Raw genomic sequence first — 19,072 nt, 5'->3', positions numbered from 1 at the left:
TAGCCGTTCACCAGCCCACAGTCCCCGGCCTATTCCTTCTCGCCGACCTCAACCAGCCCGTGCCCGACGCTCACCCGCTCGTCGAAGACGAAGCAGCTGCCGTGCCAGCGGCTTTCGGCTTCGGGCACTTGCTCCAGATAGGCGAGGATGCCGCCCTTCAGGTGGACGACGTCCTCGACGCCCTCATGGCGGAGGAAAGCGGTCGATTTTTCGCAGCGGATGCCGCCGGTGCAGAACATCGCGACGCGCTTGCCCGCAAAGCGATCGGCGTTGGCGCGCCACCAGTCGGGGAATTCGCCGAAGCTTTTGGTCTCGGGATCGACCGCGCCCGTAAAGCTGCCATAGCCGACCTCGAAGCCGTTGCGCGTATCGATGAGCACGGTGCCCGGATCGTCGACGAGCGCGTTCCAGTCGGCGGGATCGACATAGGGCGCCGCATCGCGCGCGGGGTCGAGCCCCGGCACCTTCATCGTCACGATTTCCTTTTTCAGCCGCACCTTCATCCGCTGGAACGGCATCTCGGCGGCGGTCGAATATTTGACGTCGAGTTCGGCGCAGTCGGGCAGGCCGCGAATATGGTCGAGCACCGCGACGATCCCGGCCTCGGTTCCGGCGATCGTGCCGTTGATGCCTTCGCGCGCGAGGAGGAGCGTGCCCATCACGCCCTCTGCCGCGCAGAGGTCGATCAGCGGCTGGCGCAGCGCGGCGGGATCGTCGAACGATGCGAAACGATAAAGGGCGGCAACCTGGAACATGGGGGCGCCATGTAGGCGCGATTGCGCCTCAGCGAAAGGGATCGCCGCGCCCGGTCGCATATTGCGCCATCGCCATCGTCGTCCATTGCGCGTTGACGCGGATGCAGCTGGGGAACGTGCTCGCGTCGGTGACGAACACATTGGTCGTTTCGTGGACGCGGCAGTCGAGGTCGACGACGCCGTACGCCGGATCCTCGTTGATCGCATTGCCGCCATGCGGGTGGCTGCTCGACAGCGTGACATCATCCTGTTCGCGGATCGCATCGCGGAAAAAGGCGTCGACATCCATGTCGGGCGTGATCTTTTGCCCTTTGGCCAGCGCCGGATAGCATTCGAGCGCGCCAGCGGCGAAATGGACCTTGGTGAGCGTCGCCATCGCATCGCGCAGCACCGGGATATCGTCGTCCACGTCGAGGCTGAACTTCAGCTTGCCATCGACGATCTGCCCGCGGCGGTCGGCGGGAAACAGGATGCCCGCCGAATGGACGCGGCCGAAATTCTTCATCCGGCTCGCATGGTCGCCGAACCAGCCAGGCATCAGCGACGCCATCGACATCGGCGGCTGAAAATGGCTTTCGAGGAGGAAATCGCCGCAGTCGACATAGCTCGACATCTGATCCTCGTCCCACGCATCGCCGCCGGCGCCATCGGGCATCAGCGCGACGACCGGCGAAGCGACGTTGAGCGACACCTGATAGCCGGTGCCGTCGATGTCGCTGCGGTCGAGCAGCTTCGACGAGGCGATCGTGCCTGCCGCGACGACGACACCGACGCGCGCACGGACGAGCGTCTTCGCCCCATCGGGAAGGACCAATTTCACTGCCTCGGCCTCACGCCGGCCGTCATAGGCGGTCTGCCAGATGATCCGTTCGGCCTTGGTGTTCGGCAGAATACGCGCGCCAAAATCGCGGCACGCCTCGGGCAGATAGGTTTGCGCGATGCCCATGCGGCGGCCATAGGCGCAGCCCGAATTGCAATAGCCGCAATAAGCGCAGGCACTGGCGGTGTTCGGCGGGCCGAAATTCTTGGCGAACCAGTCGGCGATCGCTCCGCTGTCGCGCGGGTTGGTCGATCCCGCCGCATAGCTGCGCCACCCCTCGATCAGATGCGGGCCGTTGTGGCGCCCGCTGCGCGGTTCGATCGGCGCGATGCCGAGTTTGTCGCGAACCGAATCATAACTGGCATGAAACGCCGCAGCATCGATCGGGGCGCCGATGGCGGCCCATTTCGCGAGCACATCCTTGGCATCGGGGTGCGTGCGCCCTGGTTCGTTGACGCGCAGGCAAATGCCGTTGTTGATCGTCGACGATCCGCCGACGCAGCGTCCCTGGAACACGACGAAATCGCGGTTGGTCGAGGTTTGCAGCGCGCCATGTTTGTAGAGCTTCGCGATCATGTCGAGTTCGTGATGCGTGATGTCGTGCGAGGGATAGAAAGGCCCCGCCTCGACGATCAGCACCTTATAGCCCTGCGCCGCAATATTATACGCCGCGACCCCGCCCCCGGCGCCCGAGCCGATGACGATCACATCATATTCCTCCTCGACCCTCGACGCATCGAGGATATGCGCGGGGTCGATCTCGCGCCCGTGGATCCGCTCCAGCGGCACATCATCGCTGCCGCGCTGGCGAAATTTGGGGAGGGTGAAGCCAATCTGGCGATGCACCGGATTGGCGGCGTTGGCACCCTGGTCGCCGGGTTCGAGCCCCGGCTGCCAGTGCCCATAGTAACAGGCGTAGATGACGCCGCGCAGCCGCGCCATGTCCTGGAACAGGTCGATCTGGCTGTCCTGCAGCCGGTCCTTCAGCCGCTCGGCGCGGTCCGCGACATCATTCTCGGTAAAGAAGGGGCCGCCGAGCACCAGTTCGGTCGCGGTCAGCGACAGGCGGATCTCGTCGAGCTTGGTCCCGCCGACCTTTTCGAACAGATCGCAGACATTGTCGACGACCTGATCGGCCGAAATCACCATCTCGGCTTCGTGAAACAGCGCTTCGGTCAGCGCCTTCAGAAATTTGAGCTGCCCGAAATTAAACGGTGCCGTCATCGCCCTGCCCCCAGTTTGCGTACGCCGCAAAATGCCGGATTATAGCAGGCCGGGGCAAGCTGTATTGTACGGGATCGCCAGTTAGGGTCCAGACCCTAGGCGGTGCGCGCGAGATTTTCTTCCGCAAGGAACGGCCGCACCGCCGCCATCGCGCGTGTCACATAGTCCGCTTTCTCGCCGACCGGCGCGACATAATGCAGCGCTTCCTCGGCCGCGGCGGTCCCGGCCAGCCGCGCGATGATCCACGCGGCGAGATATTGCGACGCGAGACAGCCGCCCGCGGTCGCGACATTGCCGTGCGCGACGAAGGGTGCGTCGAGCACCTCGACTCCGGCCTCGATCACCCACGGCTTGGTCGTGAGGTCGGTGCAGGCGGGGAGCGCGCCGATCAGCCCGAGCTTTGCGAGCAGCAGCGTCCCCGAACATTGCGCGCCGATCAGCTGGCGCGCCGGGTCGAGCCGGATGCGGCCGAGCATCAGCGGGTCCGCCGCGATCTCGCGCGTCTTGATCCCGCTGCCGATGATCACCGCGTCGGCCTTCGCCGCGAAGTCGAGCGGTTGCTGACGCTCGATCGTCACGCCGTTCATCGAGGTCACGCGCGGCGTCGGCGACGTGATGTGCGCTTCCCAGCCCTGCCCGCGCAAACGGTTCAGGATTCCGGCCGCAACGAACGAATCGAGTTCGTTGAAGCCGTCGAAGGTCAGCACCGCAATCTGCACGTCAAAACTCCCCTTGAAACGAGCGGCGCCTATACAGCGCCTTCGAAGATATCATCAACCCAGCGCGACCGCGCGGTGTCGTCGCGCGGCGACGCGAGATAGCGGCCCCATGCCGCGCTCTCGTGCGCGACGATCCCGAGCTCCCAGACGCAGAAGGCCGGGCGCGGGGCGCCCCCTTCCGGCGGATAGGCCGGATCGAACGGCGCGAAGGCGGGCATGTCGCCGTGCCGATACCAAACGGCCTCCCAGAGTTCGTTCGACCCGCGCCACACCGACACGAGCAGGAAATAGAAATCGGCGCCGCAGCGGTGGAGGATGACGAAGCCGCAATCGCCCGGTGCCACGACGGCCGATGCCTGTTCGGCGAACCAGTCGGCGCAGAGCTTCGCCACTTCGTCCGGCACCGGCGCATCGGCGGCGGTCAGGTGATAGAGCTTGAGCGCCGCGCCGCCTGCTTCGACCCGTTCGCGAAATTCGGCAAGTTTCGGATAGTGGCGGTACGCGGGATCGACGGCGGCGGACATGGGCATCTCCAAAGATGTTCTTTATATGTTCTAACACATGCGCGCCGCGCGCAGCAAGCCCGCTTCGGGCGATCGCCGATCCGCTATCGCCGGATTGTGACCCCCAGCGTGAGGCTCCCGTTGCCCGCCGCCCCGCCCTGCCGGCCGGCGAGCAGGTCGAGATCGATGCGGTCGCGGTCGAAGGTCCATCGGATCCCCGCCTGCAGCGCGGGCCGCTGGTCGGGCCGTCCGAAAATCTCCGCCATCAGCGCGACCCCTTGCGCCGCCGCGACATCGACCTGCGCGCCGTAGATCGGATGCGCGCCCTCGCCCCGGCTGTGCCCGACGCCGGCGTTGAGGTTGACCGTGATTCTGTCCGCCGGCCGAAAGGTCACGGGCACCAGAAGCGCCGCGTTTTCGATATGCCCCGAACCGGGGTCGATCAACGCCGATCCGGCAAGGCCGACCGCGGGGCCGCGGCCGCCCTCGTGCAAGGTCCATTTGATGGCGGGTCCGGCAAGCCAGCGGCGCGCGCCGGGAACGCCGACCCGCTGGACAGTTCCGCCGATTTCAACCGTCGGCAACGCTTCGGCCGTGCAGGCGGGGCTGAAGTTGAGGAGGCGCTCGCCGCCGCCGAGGTCGCTGACCCAGCTTTCCAGATGGCAGGCGCCGGGGGTTTCGACGGCAGCGTCGTCAACACCATGCGCGCCGCCCGCCGCGATCGCGGGCAGCGGCGTGGCGATTACGCTCGCAGCTGCCAGACCCGGCAGCAGGCGGAATTCGATGATCCGCATCGTCTGTCTCCCGCCGTCATCACAGCCAGCCGCGCTTGCGGAAATAGGCGAAGGGGAGGATCGACGATACGAGCATCAGCCCGATCGCGAACGGGTAGCCGTACTGCCAGCGCAGTTCGGGCATGATGTCGAAATTCATGCCATAGATCGACGCGATCAGCGTCGGCGGCAGGAAAGCCACCGCGGCGACGGTGAAAATCTTGATGATCTGGTTCTGCTCGAGGTTGATCAGCCCGAGCGTCGCATCAAGCAGGAAGTTGATCTTGCCCGACAGGAAGCTTGCGTGATCGGTCAGCGCCTGCACGTCGCGCTGGATCGTCTTGAGCCGCACGCGCGCCTCGCGCGCGCTGCCTTCGCTGCGCGTGCTGTGGTAGGACAGCATTCGCGCGAGCCCGACGAGGCATTCGCGCAGCTTGGTGAGCAGGTCGCCCTCGCGCCCGATGCGGCCGAGCATCGCTTCGAGGTCGCGCGCCGGACCTTCGGTGCCGCCGCCCGCCGCTTTCCGCGCAAAGACGTCGCGCGAAACCGTATCGCAGTGGAGCGCGCTGCGTTCGAGCACGTCGGCAACGCGGTCGACGATCGCTTCGATCAGGTCGAGCATCAGCGTTTCGGCGGTCGTCGCGCCGTTGCTGCGCAGCCGGCGCGCGACAACCTGTTCGAACGGCGCCGCCTCGGCATGGCGGACCGTCGCGAGGCTCGCCGCGCCGAGGATGAAGGTGACGGGCGCAAGGCGCGGCGCATCGCCGTCGAGCCCGACGACAATCGGCACCGTCATGAACTGCGCTCCGACCTCTTCGTAAAGCCGCGCCGAGGGTTCGATTTCCTGCATTTCGGGCAGCGTCGGAATCGAAATGCCAAGCAAGGCGGCGGCATTTGCGGCGTCGTCGGCGGTCGGATGGACGATGTCCGCCCACAGGATGGCGGGCGGGTTTGCCGCGCCGATATCGGCGCGGACGAGGCGATCGGCCTCGCGAACGAAAGCGTTGAACATGGAGTGTCTCCTGAATGCTGGCGTCCGCCAGCGTCAGGAGATGCGCAGGAGATTACCCCTGACGGACCGCCGTGGCTGCCGGACATATGGTACGACGTCTACTGTCGGGGTCCATTTTTCGGTCCTTGGGTTGATGCCGGAGTCGCGCTCCGGCGGGCGGCGCTATGCGCCCGCGGGTTTGCGCTGTCAATTCATGGGCGCGCAGCGGTCAGGCCAGCCAGTCCCAGCCGTCCTCACGATATGCTTCGGTCAACCGGCGCGGCGGCGGCAGGTCGTCGATCAACCCGCCGCGCAACCGAAGAACGCCGGGTAAATCGTCGCGGCGACTATAAACGGGTGAACCGCAGCGCGAACAGAAAGCGCGATACTTGCCGGGCGAGCTTTCAAATTCGCGCACGGCGTCGCGGGCCTCGAACCGCACATTCGCCGTTTCGGCCAGCACCGCCACATTGAACGCCCCGCCATTGGCGCGGCGGCACTGGCGGCAATGACAGAGCACGACGTCGCCGATCGGCTCTGCCAATATATATCGGGTCGCGCCGCAAAGGCATGCGGCGGCCAAGCTCACGCCGCGGCTTTCTTCTTCTGGCGATATTTGTGCAGCAGCGGTTCGGTATAACCCGACGGCTGCGTCACGCCCTCGAAGATCAGCGCGCGCGCCGCCTGGTACGCGATGCCGTCGGGGGTCAGCTTTTCGTAGAGCGCATCGCCGGCGTTCTGCGCATCGACCTTTGCCGCCATGCGCGTCAGTGCGGCGTCGACCTGTTCGGCGGTACAGACGCCGTGGAGCAGCCAGTTGGCGAGCGCCTGGCTGGCGATGCGCAGCGTCGCGCGGTCCTCCATCAGCCCGACGTCGTCGATGTCGGGCACTTTCGAGCAGCCGACGCCCTGATCGATCCAGCGCACGACATAGCCGAGGATGCCCTGGCAATTGTTATCGAGTTCGCGGGTGACTTCGGCGTCGCTCCAGTTGCGCCCCGCCGCGACGGGGATGTTGAGCAGCCGGTCGAGCGCCGGCACCGCCTCGCCCGCGATTTCCTTCTGGCGCGCGAACACATCGACCTGATGATAGTGCAGCGCGTGAAGCGTCGCGGCGGTCGGCGACGGCACCCATGCGGTGTTCGCGCCCGATTTCGGATGGCCGACCTTGGCGTCGAGCATCGCGCGCATCAGGTCGGGCATCGCCCACATGCCCTTGCCGATCTGCGCCTTGCCCGACAGCCCGCAGGCAAGGCCGATGCGGACGTTGCGGTCCTCGTAGGACGCGATCCAGTCGCTCGCCTTCATCTCGCCCTTCGGGATCATCGGACCCGCACGCATCGACGTGTGGATCTCGTCGCCGGTGCGGTCGAGGAAGCCGGTGTTGATGAAGACGATGCGGTCCTTCACGGCGTGGATGCACGCGGCGAGGTTGGCGCTGGTGCGGCGTTCCTCGTCCATCACACCGACCTTCATCGTGTGGCGCGCGAGGCCGAGCATATCCTCGACCGCGTCGAACAGCCGGTTCGTGAAGCCGCATTCCTCGGGACCATGCTGCTTGGGCTTCACGATATAGATGCTGCCCGCGCGGCTGTTCTTGAGGCTACCGAGGCCCTTGAGGTCGTGGAGCGAGCAGAGGCTGGTGATGACGGCGTCGCAGAGGCCCTCGGGCGCTTCGGCGCCGTTCGGCAGCTTGATCATCGGGGTCGTCATCAGATGACCGACGTTGCGCACGAACATCACGCTGCGGCCGTGGAGGGTGAAGGCCTCGCCCGACGGCGAGGTCCATTCGCGATCGGCCTCCATCGCGCGGGTGACCGTCGCCCCGCCCTTGGCGAAGCTCTCGACGAGGTCGCCGCGCATCAGGCCGAGCCAGTTGGTGTAGCCGAGCGCCTTGTCCTCACCGTCGACCGCGGCGACGCTATCCTCGAGATCGATGATCGTCGTCAGCGCGGCTTCGAGCACGACGTCGGCGATGCCCGCGGGGTCGGTCTTGCCGATCGCGCTCGCGGGATCGATCACCAGTTCGATATGCAGGCCGTTGTGGCGGAGCAGGATGCCGCCGGGCTTGCTGCCGACCCATTGCGCCGGATCGGCGAGTACGGGCTGTTCGCCCTGCCAGTCGGCCCAGCTTCCCGACGCGAGCGGCACCGCTTCGTCGAGGAAGGCCTTGGCGCGCGCGATCACCGCGGCGCCGCGCTCCGCGTCGTAGCCATCGGGCTTCGCAGCCGGCGCGTCGAGCGCGTCGGTGCCATAGAGCGCATCGTAGAGGCTGCCCCAACGCGCATTCGCGGCGTTGAGCGCGAAACGCGCGTTGAGCGCGGGCACGACGAGCTGCGGTCCCGCCATCGTCGCGATTTCGGGATCGACATTCTGCGTGCCGACTTTGAAGGCCGCGGGTTCGGGGACGAGATAGCCGATCTCGCGAAGGAACGCCTGATAGGCTTGCGGGTCGTGCGCTTGTCCGGCGCGCGCTTCGTGCCAGGCGTCGATCTGCGCCTGCAAATCTTCGCGCTTCGCTAGCAACGCGGCATTCTCCGGCGCGAACTTGCCGAGCAGCCCCGCGAAATCGCTCCAGAATTTGGCGGCGTCGAGCCCCGTCCCCGGCAGCGCGCGCTGCTCGATAAAGTCGGCCAGTCGCGAATCGACGGACAGGCCGGAGCGATCGAGAAATTCAGTCATGCAAGCACCCTCTGGTCGGCGCGGCTGCGCCAGTGGACCCGGGGAGGAAAGGGCCGTCGCCCTATGCCGCGATTGGTTTCGATTGGCAATGGGCGGTGTTTCGCGCATAGGTTTTCAGCCGCTGTGCGGACTTTCGGCACTTGCCCACCGGGCCCGCATGTGATTATGCTGCATTGCACAATAAAACCTTTCTCCCCCGAACGGCTCTGAAACCATGGACGACACACGACTGAAACTGATGGAAGCCATCGCCCGCAAAAGGCTGGTGACGGCGCATTATAACGGCCAGGTGCTGACGTTGGCGCCGCACCTGCTGTTCGAGCGCCGCGGCGACCTGTTCATCAGCGCACTGAACCTCAACAAGAGCTGGCGGTCCGACGAGGACCCGCGGCTCGGCCACTTCAAGCTCGACGGCCTCGCGTCGATCGAGCTCAGCGAAGAGGAATTCGATCCCCTGCCCGGTTTCGAACCCGCGCCGCCGCGCGAGGAAGACACGCCGCTGCTCGCGGTCTGAGCTCAGGCGACCCCGCGGGCGGGCGCCGGCGCCGGTGCCAATTCGGCAATTGCGACGCGAACCTGATTCCGTCCGCCCGCCTTCGCGCGGTACAGCGCGGCGTCGGCCCGGCGCGACAGATCGAACAGCGAATCGCCCGAGATTCGCTGGGCTACGCCGAAGGATGCCGTAAAGCCGCGGTCGACCCCGAGCACCGGCAATCGTGCCGAGGCAAAGGTCGTGCGCACGGTTTCGGCATAGAGGCGGCCGTCGGACAGCAGCGCGTCGGGAAGCAGGACGGCGAATTCCTCGCCCCCGATCCGGCCGACGATCGCATTGGCGGGCGCCGCATCGACCAGCATCGCCGCGAAATGCGCGATCACCCCGTCGCCCGCGGCGTGGCCGAAGCTGTCGTTGATCTTCTTGAAGTCGTCGAGGTCGGCCGCGACGAGCACCGCCACCTCCTCGCCGCGCAGCAGCGCCAGTTCGGCATGATGTTCGAAACCGCGGCGGTTGAGCACACTCGAAAGCGGATCGGTTTCCGACCGCGCGACCATCTCCGCGGTGGTGTCGCGCATGATCACGAGCAGCATGACGAGCGCGATGGCCATGAGCGTGACGACGCTCCCGCTTTGCGAGATCGCGGCATAGGTCGTCGCCATATAGCCCTGCGGCGCACTCGCCGTCCCCACGATCGCCGCGATGAAGGGTTTGGCGACATAGATGCTCGCAGCGAGCACCTGAAGCGCGATCAGCAGCAGGTCGAGCGCCTGGCGCCGGCCCGAGCGCCAGATCACAAGCCCGAGCAGGACCTGCATCGCAAAATAGGGAATCTGGTAGAGCATCAGGCGCACGATCGAGCCATAGGTCATGCTGAAGATCACCGGCACGGCGAGGATCGTGACGACCCAGATCGCCGCCATCGCGCCCCACGGCGGCTGCGCCCGATAATGATGGGCGACACCGACCAGCGCAAAGCTGAGCGCGATCAGGAAGACCAGGAATATGCCGATGCCGACCGGGGTCGGATCGACCTGCCGCGTCAGCAGAAACTCCAGCGCGACATAGATGATGCCCATGCCATAACCCGCCGCAAGCCACCGCGCACCGCGCGCGCCGCGGTTCGTCGCCGCGACCACGGCGAACGCAACGGCGAAAATGCCGGCGACGGACATGTTGATGCCAAGCACAAAGGCGGCGGTCATCGGCTCACTCACTTATCGGTTCGGCCAGCGTAGCGACGCTGTTCCGAACTTTCGGTTAATGCGTTGCGATTCGGTGCAATTCGGCCGCCTCATAGCCGAGGGCGACGCGCGCGACAGTGACTTACCGCACAGCGAAGAGGAAATCCGCGGCCGTCCCGCGAACATTGTCACGCGCCCTGTCCGTGCTATGCGGTCGTCCTCTTCTCTGGACAAGGAAATCGACCGTGCTGCGACGCGCCTTTGCATGCCTTACCCTGCTGGTCGCCGCCGCGTTTCCGCACGGTGCGCAAGCTGATGAAGGCAGGACGCGGGTCGCGATCCTCGGCGTCGATCACGCCGCGCAACTGGTGGCCGAAAAGGATCAGCCGGGGATGCTCGCGGCCTGGCTCGATCTGGTGAAGCCCGCCGCGGTCTGCATCGAGCGTCCGCCCGAACAGGCGTCGCGGCAGGATTTTTACGAATTCACATATGAGGTTCAGGGCATCATCCTGCCCTGGGCCGCGAAGCGCGGCACCGCGCTTTGTCCGATCGACTGGACCCCGCCGATGGACGATCAGCTGCTCGGCTTCGGGGTCGACCTCGACACGCCCCCGGAAGTGCGCAAGGCACAGGGGTTCCAGGGTTTCCTGACCTTCCCCGATCGCAAGGTCCTCGATTGGGACTTTTTTGCCGCCGAAGACCCGGCGACGCTCGCGCCGCTGCAAAAATGGGCCGCCGAACCCGCGCCGCGGGCCGATCGCGACCTGCCGCGCCGCCTCTATCTGTATCGTACCTTCATGCAGGCACAGCGCATCCGCGCGGCCGCGCAACGGTACAGGGGTGAGACGATGCTCGTCGTCGTCGGCTATTTCCACAAGGCCGACATCGAAGCGATCCTGAAAAACGATCCGGCCATCGAAATCGCCTCGCCCGCGAGCCTCGGCCGGCCGGCCGAAGACGCCGTGCTCGCCGCGACGACCGCGCAGCATCGGGGTGCGATCCTCGCGTTCAACCTGCTGGGGATGCAGGCGGCGACGGGCGTCGTGAATTGGGATTGGATCGGGCGCGTGCTTGCCGATTTCGCAGGCACGGCACCGTCACCCGAAGCCAAGCTGTTCGAGACGCGTCTCGCCATGCTGACCGGCAAGATCGCGCCCACCGAAGCCGCCCGGCGCTATGCGGCGATCGCGAACGACAAAGAGGCCGGGAAGCTATTTAGTTGGGATGGCGTGAAGGACCGTGCGCGGATCGATTCCTTCTTCGACCCTTTCGGCAATCTCGACGTACGGCAGCGCGCACGCGTCGAACTCGCACGAACCCTGTTTGCACAGCAAAAAAACGCGCGTGCGGAGCAAAATCTGGATCAGCTCGCCGGCGAACTTTCACCGCGCAAGGCGCTGCAGCTTCGCGGCTACACGCCGTTGCTGAAGCCAGCCAAGCCGTCCTGACGCGCAACGTCGGGGGTCGCCAAACGACATTGCGCGCGTCTATAGCCGGGGCATGACGTCCGTCTCGACAACCGAACATAACGCGCTCGAACGCGCTGCCGATGCGCCGATGCTGGCGCAGGTCGAAAAATGGGCGGCGGTGAACAGCGGCACGGGCAATCTTCCGGGCCTGCAGACCGTCGCGGGCCTGCTCGCCGATGCGTTCGCGGCGCTGCCCGGCGAAGTCCGGCTGGTCGCCGCCGATCCGGTCGAGAGCGTCGATAGCTCCGGCACCGTCAACACCATCCAGCGCGGCGACCATCTGCACCTGCGCGTGCGCCCCGAGGCACCGGTGCAGTTGCTGCTGACCGGGCATATGGACACGGTGTTCGCCGCCGACCATCCGTTCCAGACGTTGAAGTGGCTGGAAGACGGCGTGCTTAACGGCCCCGGCACCGCCGACATGAAGGCGGGCATTTCGGTGATCCTCGCGGCGCTGACGGCGCTGGAGGCATCGCCGCTCGCGGGCCGCGTCGGATATGACGTGATGATCAACAGCGACGAGGAAACGGGCAGCCAGGCATCGGCGCGGCTGATCGCCGAGCTGGCGAAAGGCAAGACCGCGGCGCTGACCTATGAGCCCGCGTTGCCCGACGGCACGCTCGCGGGAGCGCGGCCGGGGAGCGGCAATTTTTCGGTCATCGTCCACGGCCGCGCCGCGCACGCCGGGCGCAATCCGCAGGAGGGGCGCAATGCGCTGCTCGCCGCGGCCGACCTCGCGCTGCGGCTCGGCGCGCTGAAGTCCGATACGCTGAAGGTCAATCCGGCGAAGATCGACGGCGGCGGGCCGAACAATATCGTGCCCGACAACGCGATCCTGCGCGTCAATATGCGCCCGTCGACCCCCGACGCGATGGCCTCGGCCGAGGCGGCGATGCGCGATGCGATTGCGGCGGTGTCGCGCGAGCATGATGTGCATTGCCACGTCCACGGCGGCTTCAACCGCCCGCCGAAACCGCTCGACGCGCCGGCGACGCGCCTGTTCGAACTGGTGCGCGATTGCGGCGCCGCGCTCGGCCTGCCGATCGGCTGGAACGCGACCGGCGGGGTGTGCGACGGCAATAATATCGCGGCATGCGGCGTGCCGGTGGTCGACACGATGGGGCCGCGCGGCGGCGCGATCCATTCGTCGGACGAATTTCTGATCGTCGATAGCCTTGCCGAACGTGCGCAGTTATCGGCACTCACCATGATAAGAATAGCGGAACGGGGGACGGTGTGAATTATGTGATCCGGGCGGCCAAGCCGGGCGACTTGCAGAGCATTTACGAGATGGCGAAGCTGACCGGCGGCGGCTTCACCAACCTGCCCCCCGACAAGAATGCCTTGCGTGCCAAGCTGGAGCGCACCGAAGCCTCGTTCGCGAGCGACAAGGAATATCCGTCGGACGAGCTCTACCTGCTCGTGCTCGAAGATACGGACAATGGCGAAGTGCGCGGCACCTGCCAGATTTTCGGGCAGGTCGGTCAGCGCTGGCCCTTCTATTCGTACCGCATCGGCACCGACAGCAAGCATAGCGAGCAGCTGGGCCGCACCTTCCACGCGCAGGTGTTGATGCTCAGCAACGACCTCAACGGCGCGAGCGAGGTCGGCGGGCTGTTCCTGCACCCCGCGGCGCGCGCCGGCGGGCTCGGGCTATTGCTCGCGCGTTCGCGCTATCTGTTCATCGCGCGCCACCGCGCGCGCTTCGGCGACCGCATCCTCGCCGAACTGCGCGGGGTGATCGACGAGGCGGGCGGATCGCCCTTCTGGGACGGGGTCGCGGGCAAATTCTTTGGCATGAATTTTCAGGAAGCCGACCAGTTCAACGCGGTCCACGGCAATCAGTTCATCGCCGACCTGATGCCCAAACACCCCGTCTACATCGCGATGCTGGGCGAACATGCGCGCAGCGTCATCGGCGTGCCGCACCCGACGGGGCGCGCCGCGATGCGCATGCTCGAGAATGAGGGCTTCGCGTACGAAAATTTTGTCGACATCTTCGACGGCGGCCCGACGATGACCGCGCGCACCGATCAGGTCGCAAGCATCAAGGACGCGAAACATATCGAGATTTCGGCCATCGCCGAAACGGGCAAGGACGCGCTGGTCGCGACGGGGCAACTCGCCGATTTCCGCTGTTGTTTCGGCAAGATCGGCGACGGCGCGACGCTCGACAGCGAGGCCGCGAAGCTGCTGGGTGTCGGAAAAGGCAGCAACATCAGCTGGATCGGGCGCTAAACGATGCTCACGGAAATCAATTTCGACGGGATCATCGGCCCGAGCCACAATTACGCAGGGCTCAGCCGCGGTAACATCGCGTCGGCAAGCAACGCCGGCGACGTGTCGCAGCCGCGCGCCGCGGCGCTGCAGGGCATCGAGAAGATGCGCCATAACCTGACGCTCGGGCTGCCGCAGGGCTTCTTCACCCCGCTCGACCGCCCCGACGCGCCGTGGCTGGCGACGCTCGGCACGACGCCGGAGGACGCCGAGGGGCATTTGCGTGCGCAGGCATGGTCGGCGTCGTCGATGTGGGCCGCGAACGCCGCGACCGTCTCCCCCGCCCCCGACAGCGCCGATGGCAAATGCCATCTGACCGTCGCGAACCTCGTCACCATGCCGCATCGCAGCCACGAATGGCCGGGAACGCTGGCGCAGCTTCGTCTTGCGTTCGCCGATCCGGCCTTTGCGGTGCATGCGCCGGTCCCCGCCCCGTTCGGCGACGAGGGCGCGGCGAACCATATGCGGCTGTGCAGCGGGCATGACTCAGCTGGCGTCGAGATCTTCGTCTATGGCGTCGGCGGCGGCCGTTTCCCGGCGCGCCAGCATCTCGATGCGTCGAAGGCGATCGCGCGCAACCACCGACTCGATCCGGCGCGGACGCTGTTCATTCGGCAGTCGGACACCGCGATCCAGGGCGGCGCGTTCCACAATGACGTCGTCGCGGTCGCGAACGAGCATGTGCTGTTTACCCACGAAACCGCGTTCGAGGACCGCGAGGCGGCGCATGCCGAGATTCGCGCCGCCTTCCCCGCGGTCGAGATTGTCGAGGTGCCCGCGAGCGCGGTGAGCCTGCCCGACGCGATCAAATCCTATCTGTTTAACGCCCAGCTGGTCAGCCTGCCCGACGGCGGCGGCATGGGACTGGTGCTGCCGACCGAGGCACAGGCCACACCCGCGGTGTGGAAGTGGCTGGAGGCGCATGTCGCGGGCAACGGCCCGATCCGCCGCCTGCTGCCCGTCAACGTCCGCCAGTCGATGGCGAACGGCGGCGGCCCGGCCTGCCTCCGCCTGCGCGTCGTTGCCGATCCGGCGACGGTCGATCCGCGCTTCATCGCCGATGAGGCGAAGCTCGACCGGATTGCCGGCGTCGTCGCAGCGCACTGGCCCGAGGCGATCGCGCCCGGCGACCTCGCGTCGGCGGCGCTGGCGAGCGACGTGCGCAAGGCGCGCGCCACGCTGCTCGAAACGCTCGACCTTGGCGAGCTCGGTTGAAGATACGCGAGCTGATCGGCACCGCCGAAGTCCCGGGCGGCGACGAGCTGCGGCTGTACCGGCGCGGCGACGATTTCATCATCGCGATCGATCGCAACGAATTGATGAGCAGCCGGATGAGCGGCTCCGAAGAAGCGCTGGCGACGATGACCTGCGACCGGCTGCGCAGCCCGAAGGCCGCCAGCCTGCTGATCGGCGGCTATGGCATGGGGTTCACGCTGCGCGCCGCGCTGGCGACGCTCGGCCCCGACGCGAAAATTGCGGTGGCCGAACTGGTGCCGGGCATCATCGAGTGGGCGCGCGGCCCGATGGCCGAGCTGGCGGCAGGCTGTCTCGACGATCCACGGGTCGAGCTGATCCTCGGCGACGTGTCGAAGGCGATCGGTGCGGCGACGCGCCGCTATGATGCGATCCTGCTCGACGTCGATAATGGCCCCGACGGCCTGACGCGCGATGCTAACGAGGGTCTCTATTCGGCGGCGGGGCTTGCCACGGCCAAGGCGGCGCTGCGCCCCGGCGGCATTTTGGCGATATGGTCCGCCGCCCCCGACGCCCGCTTCACCCGCCGGTTGACGGCGGCGGGCTTTCAGGTCGAAGAGGTCGGCGTTCGCGCGCGCAGCAACGGCAAAGGCCCGCGGCACGTGATCTGGTTTGCGCGGGTGAACTAGCGGCGGTCGCGCAAATGGCGAGCTGACGCCGCGGGCCGGACCGATTCCGCGCTATTCTTAGACACAGAAACGGCTACACTTCAGGCGGGGGCGGCGCACGATATTTGTCGAAGGAAAGCCGCGATGTCACCGACCGAGCAATCCGCGATCTGGCCCGAACTGCGCTGGGGCGACTGGCGCGATACCGCGATCACGCTGCAGCTGTGGACGCAGATCGTCGGCAAGATCCGCCTGTCGCTGACACCCTGGCTCAACCATGGCTGGCAGGTGCCGCTCTATGTCAGTGCGCGCGGCCTCACCACCTCGCCGATCCCGGTCGGGCATGAATTGCTGGAGATCGAATTCGACTTCATCGTCCACCGCCTAATTTGCCGGACAAGTCGGGGGCAGGAACGCGAGCTAGTGCTCGAACCGCGCAGCGTCGCCGATTTTCACGACCGACTGCTCGGGCTGCTCGCCGATCTCGGCATCGCGGTGCGCATCCATGGCGTGCCGAACGAGGTGCCCGATCCGATCCCGTTCGCGCGCGACGAGAGCCACAAAAGCTATGACGCCGACGCCGCGCATCGTTTCTGGCGCGCGCTGATGCAGGTCGACCGCGTCTTCAAACTGTTCCGCAGCGGGTTTCTCGGCAAGGCGAGCCCGGTGCATTTCTTCTGGGGCAGCTTCGACCTGGCCGTCACGCGCTTTTCGGGCCGCGCGGCGCCTCCGCACTCCGGCGGCGTACCCGGGCTGCCTGACCCGGTGACGCGCGAAGCCTATTCGCACGAAGTCAGCAGCGCGGGTTTCTGGCCGGGCGGCGACGCTTTTCCCGAGCCTGCCTTTTACTCCTACGCCTATCCCGAGCCGGCCGGGTTCCGGGACCATCCGATGCCCGCTGCGGCGCGCTTCGATACGGGCATGGGCGAATATATCCTGCCCTATGACGCCGTGCGAACGGCGGCGTCACCCGATGCGCTGCTGCTCCATTTCCTCGAGCGCAGCTATGGCGCGGCGGCCGATAACGCGGGCTGGGACCGCGCCGCGCTGGAGTGCCCGCTGGGCGCGCCGGCGCGCGTTCGCGAGACGAATTGAACCGTCTTTTCGCCGAACGGATGGCCTGATGGCTTGTTCCTGCCTGTCGGATTAACTTACAGTTTACCATAAGCCCGGCGCGCCGAATCCCGCATTTGCGCCGGTGGCACGGCGCTTGCTTAGGCTAGGGTGATGCTGAAAAAAATCGGACGCCTGTTCGTCATCAAGACGCGCTTCGAAGCGTGCCTCATCATCTATGCCCTCGCGGTCGGGGCGATGGCGCGCGGCGCCGCCTATCTGCACGAATATCCGGGAGTTGGCGGCAAGCTGTTGCTGCTCGCCTGCACCGGTTCGGTGTTCCTCGCGGGCGCGAAGATTTTCGATTGCCTACGCTTCGAGCAGGCCGCAGCGGCCGCGCGGCAGGCGGAGTAGATCAGCGGTCTTTCGCCGGTCACCCAGATATGCGAAGGCACCGGCCATGAGCAGGATCAGCGGCCGCCCGGCCATCAGCAGCGAGCATGTTTACGGCCTGAGCCTGCGCGTCGCGCGCTGGCGCGAGGGCGCGCCCGGCACGCCCCTGTTATTCCTGAACGGCATCGGCGCCGATCTGGCGGCCGCGGCGCCGCTGCTCGCGCAGATCCACGGCCGCGAGGTCTGGACGCTCGACATGCCCGGCGTCGGCGGCTCGCCCGACGCGCTGTTGCCCTATGGCGCGCCGACGATCGCGGCGGTGGTGATGGAGATCGCCGACCGCCTTGGCCACAAGATGATCGACGTCGCCGGGTTCAGCTGGGGCGGCGCGCTGGCGCAGCAGATCGCGATCCAGTTTCCGGGGCGCGTGCGTCATATGGTGCTGATGGCGACGACGCCGGTCATGGGCGCGCCGGGGATCGGATGGGCGGCGATGCTCGACGACGACATGCTGGCGAGCGGGCTACGGATTCAGACCGCCACACCGCTCGGCCTCGCTTACCAGAGTGCTGCGATGATCGGCTGGAGCAGTGTGGCTTTCCTGTCGGGACTGAAAGAGCTTCCGACGCTGGTCTTGATGGGTGAGCAGGATGGCGTGGTGCCCGCCTGCTATGGTGAGATGCTCGCCGAACGGATCGATGGCGCGGTGCTGGAAATAGTGCCGGGATCGCACCTCTTCCCCTTCACCCATGCCGCAGCCATCGCGGGGCGGATCAGCGCGTTTCTGGATCAGCCGGAGATGGTACGAGCCGCCGCTTGAGGAAATCGGCGATCGCCTCCGCGGTCGCATCGGGCGCCTCCTCCATCGGCAGATGGCCGATACCCGGCAGCATCACGACCTCGGACCCCGCAATGCGTTCGTTGAAGGTCTTCGCGGCGCTCGGGTTGATCAGCCGGTCCTTGTCGCCGAACAGGATCAGCGTCGGCGCCTTGATCTCGCCCACGCGCGCCGCCATCGCGGGCTCGCGGTCCATCCGCGCGCGCAGCACCGTGGCTTCGCGATTGCCGGGGAAGTGCAACAATTCCCAATAGCGGTCGATCATCGCCTCATCGACGATCTCCTGCTTCTCGACCGACCCGCGCAGCGATTGTTCGACGAGCATCCGCGGCGTGATGCGCGTCGCCAGCCAACGGCCGAAGGGATATTCGAGGACGCGGAAACCGACGTTCGATTCGGGCCGTTTCTCGCCCGGTCGCAGCGGCATGCCGGAGGCGTCGATCAGCAACAGCGCATCGACACGCGCGGGCTGCGCGAGCGCGTAGCGCCAGCTGACCCAGCCGCCCATCGAATTGCCGCCGAGGATGAAATGATCGAGCCCGAGCTTCGCCGCGACGACGTCGATGGCATCCATCATACCCTCGGCCGAATAATCGGTGTCGGGGGTCGCGCCGGTGAGCCCGTGTCCCGGCAGGTCGAGCGTGACGATCCGGTAAGTGGCGCCGAGCCTTTTCACCAGCGGTTCCCACGTATGAAGGCTCGCGTTCGAGCCATGGACCAGGATGATCGCAGGTCCCTCGCGATTGCCCTGATCGCGATAGTGGATGCGCTGCCCCGCCGGCCCCGCGACGAAGGTGGCGTTCGGCCCGCCATATTTGGCGATCATCGCGTCGCGGTCGGTGTCGGGAGTCAGGAGCAGGAGGAAGCCGACGACGATCGCGAGTATCAGCGCGAGCGGGATCAGCACCCGCTTGCGCCGGAAGAACGGGCGCCGCGGTGGCGGCGGGTCGGAATCGTCTTCGTCGATCATCATGCCCCCCTCAAGGCTCGCGGCGACCCTAGCGTTTGAGGGCGTGAGGTCAATGCGCAGCCTGCC

The 19,072-nt window shown here is 66.6% G+C and carries 19 protein-coding genes; 9 read left to right on the top strand and 10 right to left on the bottom strand.

What is annotated here, in order from left to right; translation table 11 throughout:
• Positions 1 to 29 precede the first annotated feature (29 nt).
• The 8 genes from trhO to FG91_RS17455 form a co-directional block, all read right to left on the bottom strand.
• Positions 30 to 755: an oxygen-dependent tRNA uridine(34) hydroxylase TrhO gene (trhO, locus tag FG91_RS17490; protein WP_081940660.1), complete on the bottom strand. Its 726-nt coding sequence runs from the start codon at positions 753 to 755 to the stop codon at positions 30 to 32.
• A gap of 28 nt (positions 756 to 783) precedes the next feature.
• Positions 784 to 2,799, bottom strand: a complete 2,016-nt coding sequence (locus tag FG91_RS17485; RefSeq protein ID WP_037517519.1) for a GMC family oxidoreductase N-terminal domain-containing protein — start codon at positions 2,797 to 2,799, stop codon at positions 784 to 786.
• Between the two features lie 95 nt (positions 2,800 to 2,894).
• A complete protein-coding gene (locus FG91_RS17480; protein ID WP_037517518.1) occupies positions 2,895 to 3,518 on the bottom strand; it encodes a DJ-1/PfpI family protein in 624 nt (207 codons plus the stop codon).
• 29 nt (positions 3,519 to 3,547) lie between these two features.
• Positions 3,548 to 4,042, bottom strand: a complete 495-nt coding sequence (locus FG91_RS21130) for a hypothetical protein (protein WP_052187832.1) — start codon at positions 4,040 to 4,042, stop codon at positions 3,548 to 3,550.
• Between the two features lie 83 nt (positions 4,043 to 4,125).
• Complete coding sequence (locus FG91_RS17470) at positions 4,126 to 4,815, bottom strand: hypothetical protein (protein WP_052187831.1); 690 nt, start codon at positions 4,813 to 4,815, stop codon at positions 4,126 to 4,128.
• Positions 4,816 to 4,834: 19 nt separating this feature from the next.
• Positions 4,835 to 5,806, bottom strand: coding sequence for a magnesium transporter CorA family protein (locus tag FG91_RS17465; RefSeq protein ID WP_037517516.1), 972 nt, complete (start codon positions 5,804 to 5,806; stop codon positions 4,835 to 4,837).
• A gap of 208 nt (positions 5,807 to 6,014) precedes the next feature.
• The gene (locus FG91_RS17460; RefSeq protein ID WP_161785675.1) at positions 6,015 to 6,374 is read right to left on the bottom strand and encodes a GFA family protein; all 360 of its coding nucleotides are present in this window, start codon (positions 6,372 to 6,374) and stop codon (positions 6,015 to 6,017) included.
• Positions 6,371 to 8,467 (bottom strand): malate synthase G, encoded by a 2,097-nt coding sequence (locus tag FG91_RS17455; protein WP_037517513.1) that lies wholly within the window; start codon positions 8,465 to 8,467, stop codon positions 6,371 to 6,373. The genes FG91_RS17460 and FG91_RS17455 overlap by 4 nt, the downstream gene beginning before the upstream one ends.
• A 214-nt stretch (positions 8,468 to 8,681) precedes the next feature.
• On the opposite strand from FG91_RS17455, the gene FG91_RS17450 reads away from it, so the two are divergent.
• Complete coding sequence (locus FG91_RS17450) at positions 8,682 to 8,981, top strand: hypothetical protein (protein ID WP_037517511.1); 300 nt, start codon at positions 8,682 to 8,684, stop codon at positions 8,979 to 8,981.
• A gap of 2 nt (positions 8,982 to 8,983) precedes the next feature.
• On the opposite strand, the gene FG91_RS17445 is transcribed toward FG91_RS17450, so the two are convergent.
• Entirely contained in the window at positions 8,984 to 10,165 is a 1,182-nt protein-coding gene (locus FG91_RS17445; RefSeq protein ID WP_037517509.1) for a GGDEF domain-containing protein, read from the bottom strand.
• 224 nt (positions 10,166 to 10,389) lie between these two features.
• Between FG91_RS17445 and FG91_RS17440 the strand changes: the two genes are divergently transcribed.
• From FG91_RS17440 to FG91_RS17405, 8 genes are all read left to right on the top strand, one after another.
• Positions 10,390 to 11,592 (top strand): hypothetical protein, encoded by a 1,203-nt coding sequence (locus tag FG91_RS17440; protein WP_152568166.1) that lies wholly within the window; start codon positions 10,390 to 10,392, stop codon positions 11,590 to 11,592.
• A 52-nt stretch (positions 11,593 to 11,644) separates the two neighbouring features.
• On the top strand, positions 11,645 to 12,853 hold the full coding sequence (locus tag FG91_RS17435; RefSeq protein WP_037517508.1) for a hydrolase: 1,209 nt from the start codon (positions 11,645 to 11,647) through the stop codon (positions 12,851 to 12,853).
• The gene (locus FG91_RS17430) at positions 12,850 to 13,851 is read left to right on the top strand and encodes an arginine N-succinyltransferase (protein WP_037517506.1); all 1,002 of its coding nucleotides are present in this window, start codon (positions 12,850 to 12,852) and stop codon (positions 13,849 to 13,851) included. The genes FG91_RS17435 and FG91_RS17430 overlap by 4 nt, the downstream gene beginning before the upstream one ends.
• A gap of 3 nt (positions 13,852 to 13,854) precedes the next feature.
• A complete protein-coding gene (locus FG91_RS17425; protein WP_037517505.1) occupies positions 13,855 to 15,105 on the top strand; it encodes an N-succinylarginine dihydrolase in 1,251 nt (416 codons plus the stop codon).
• Positions 15,102 to 15,773, top strand: a complete 672-nt coding sequence (locus tag FG91_RS17420; RefSeq protein ID WP_037517504.1) for a spermidine synthase — start codon at positions 15,102 to 15,104, stop codon at positions 15,771 to 15,773. The genes FG91_RS17425 and FG91_RS17420 overlap by 4 nt, the downstream gene beginning before the upstream one ends.
• A gap of 123 nt (positions 15,774 to 15,896) precedes the next feature.
• Positions 15,897 to 16,847, top strand: a complete 951-nt coding sequence (locus FG91_RS17415) for a DUF5996 family protein (protein ID WP_037517503.1) — start codon at positions 15,897 to 15,899, stop codon at positions 16,845 to 16,847.
• A 132-nt stretch (positions 16,848 to 16,979) separates the two neighbouring features.
• Positions 16,980 to 17,219, top strand: a complete 240-nt coding sequence (locus FG91_RS17410) for a hypothetical protein (protein ID WP_037517649.1) — start codon at positions 16,980 to 16,982, stop codon at positions 17,217 to 17,219.
• A 46-nt stretch (positions 17,220 to 17,265) separates the two neighbouring features.
• Positions 17,266 to 18,018, top strand: a complete 753-nt coding sequence (locus FG91_RS17405) for an alpha/beta fold hydrolase (RefSeq protein WP_037517502.1) — start codon at positions 17,266 to 17,268, stop codon at positions 18,016 to 18,018.
• Here FG91_RS17405 and FG91_RS17400 read toward each other — a convergent pair.
• The gene (locus FG91_RS17400; protein ID WP_235212083.1) at positions 17,972 to 19,009 is read right to left on the bottom strand and encodes an alpha/beta fold hydrolase; all 1,038 of its coding nucleotides are present in this window, start codon (positions 19,007 to 19,009) and stop codon (positions 17,972 to 17,974) included. The genes FG91_RS17405 and FG91_RS17400 overlap by 47 nt on opposite strands.
• Between the last annotated feature and the right edge of the window lie 63 nt (positions 19,010 to 19,072).

The sequence above is a fragment of the Sphingopyxis sp. LC81 genome (genome assembly GCF_000756375.1).
In the GTDB taxonomy this organism is placed as follows: domain Bacteria; phylum Pseudomonadota; class Alphaproteobacteria; order Sphingomonadales; family Sphingomonadaceae; genus Sphingopyxis.
This window is presented reverse-complemented; position numbering and strand designations above follow the sequence as displayed.

Coding starts and splice junctions, on each gene's coding strand:
- trhO (WP_081940660.1), bottom strand. CDS start 755: ATGTTCCAGGTTGCCGCCCTTTATCGTTTCGCATCGTTCGACGATCCC.
- FG91_RS17485 (WP_037517519.1), bottom strand. CDS start 2,799: ATGACGGCACCGTTTAATTTCGGGCAGCTCAAATTTCTGAAGGCGCTG.
- FG91_RS21130 (WP_052187832.1), bottom strand. CDS start 4,042: ATGTCCGCCGCCGTCGATCCCGCGTACCGCCACTATCCGAAACTTGCC.
- FG91_RS17470 (WP_052187831.1), bottom strand. CDS start 4,815: ATGCGGATCATCGAATTCCGCCTGCTGCCGGGTCTGGCAGCTGCGAGC.
- FG91_RS17465 (WP_037517516.1), bottom strand. CDS start 5,806: ATGTTCAACGCTTTCGTTCGCGAGGCCGATCGCCTCGTCCGCGCCGAT.
- FG91_RS17455 (WP_037517513.1), bottom strand. CDS start 8,467: ATGACTGAATTTCTCGATCGCTCCGGCCTGTCCGTCGATTCGCGACTG.
- FG91_RS17450 (WP_037517511.1), top strand. CDS start 8,682: ATGGACGACACACGACTGAAACTGATGGAAGCCATCGCCCGCAAAAGG.
- FG91_RS17445 (WP_037517509.1), bottom strand. CDS start 10,165: ATGACCGCCGCCTTTGTGCTTGGCATCAACATGTCCGTCGCCGGCATT.
- FG91_RS17435 (WP_037517508.1), top strand. CDS start 11,645: ATGACGTCCGTCTCGACAACCGAACATAACGCGCTCGAACGCGCTGCC.
- FG91_RS17425 (WP_037517505.1), top strand. CDS start 13,855: ATGCTCACGGAAATCAATTTCGACGGGATCATCGGCCCGAGCCACAAT.
- FG91_RS17415 (WP_037517503.1), top strand. CDS start 15,897: ATGTCACCGACCGAGCAATCCGCGATCTGGCCCGAACTGCGCTGGGGC.
- FG91_RS17410 (WP_037517649.1), top strand. CDS start 16,980: ATGCTGAAAAAAATCGGACGCCTGTTCGTCATCAAGACGCGCTTCGAA.
- FG91_RS17405 (WP_037517502.1), top strand. CDS start 17,266: ATGAGCAGGATCAGCGGCCGCCCGGCCATCAGCAGCGAGCATGTTTAC.
- FG91_RS17400 (WP_235212083.1), bottom strand. CDS start 19,009: ATGATGATCGACGAAGACGATTCCGACCCGCCGCCACCGCGGCGCCCG.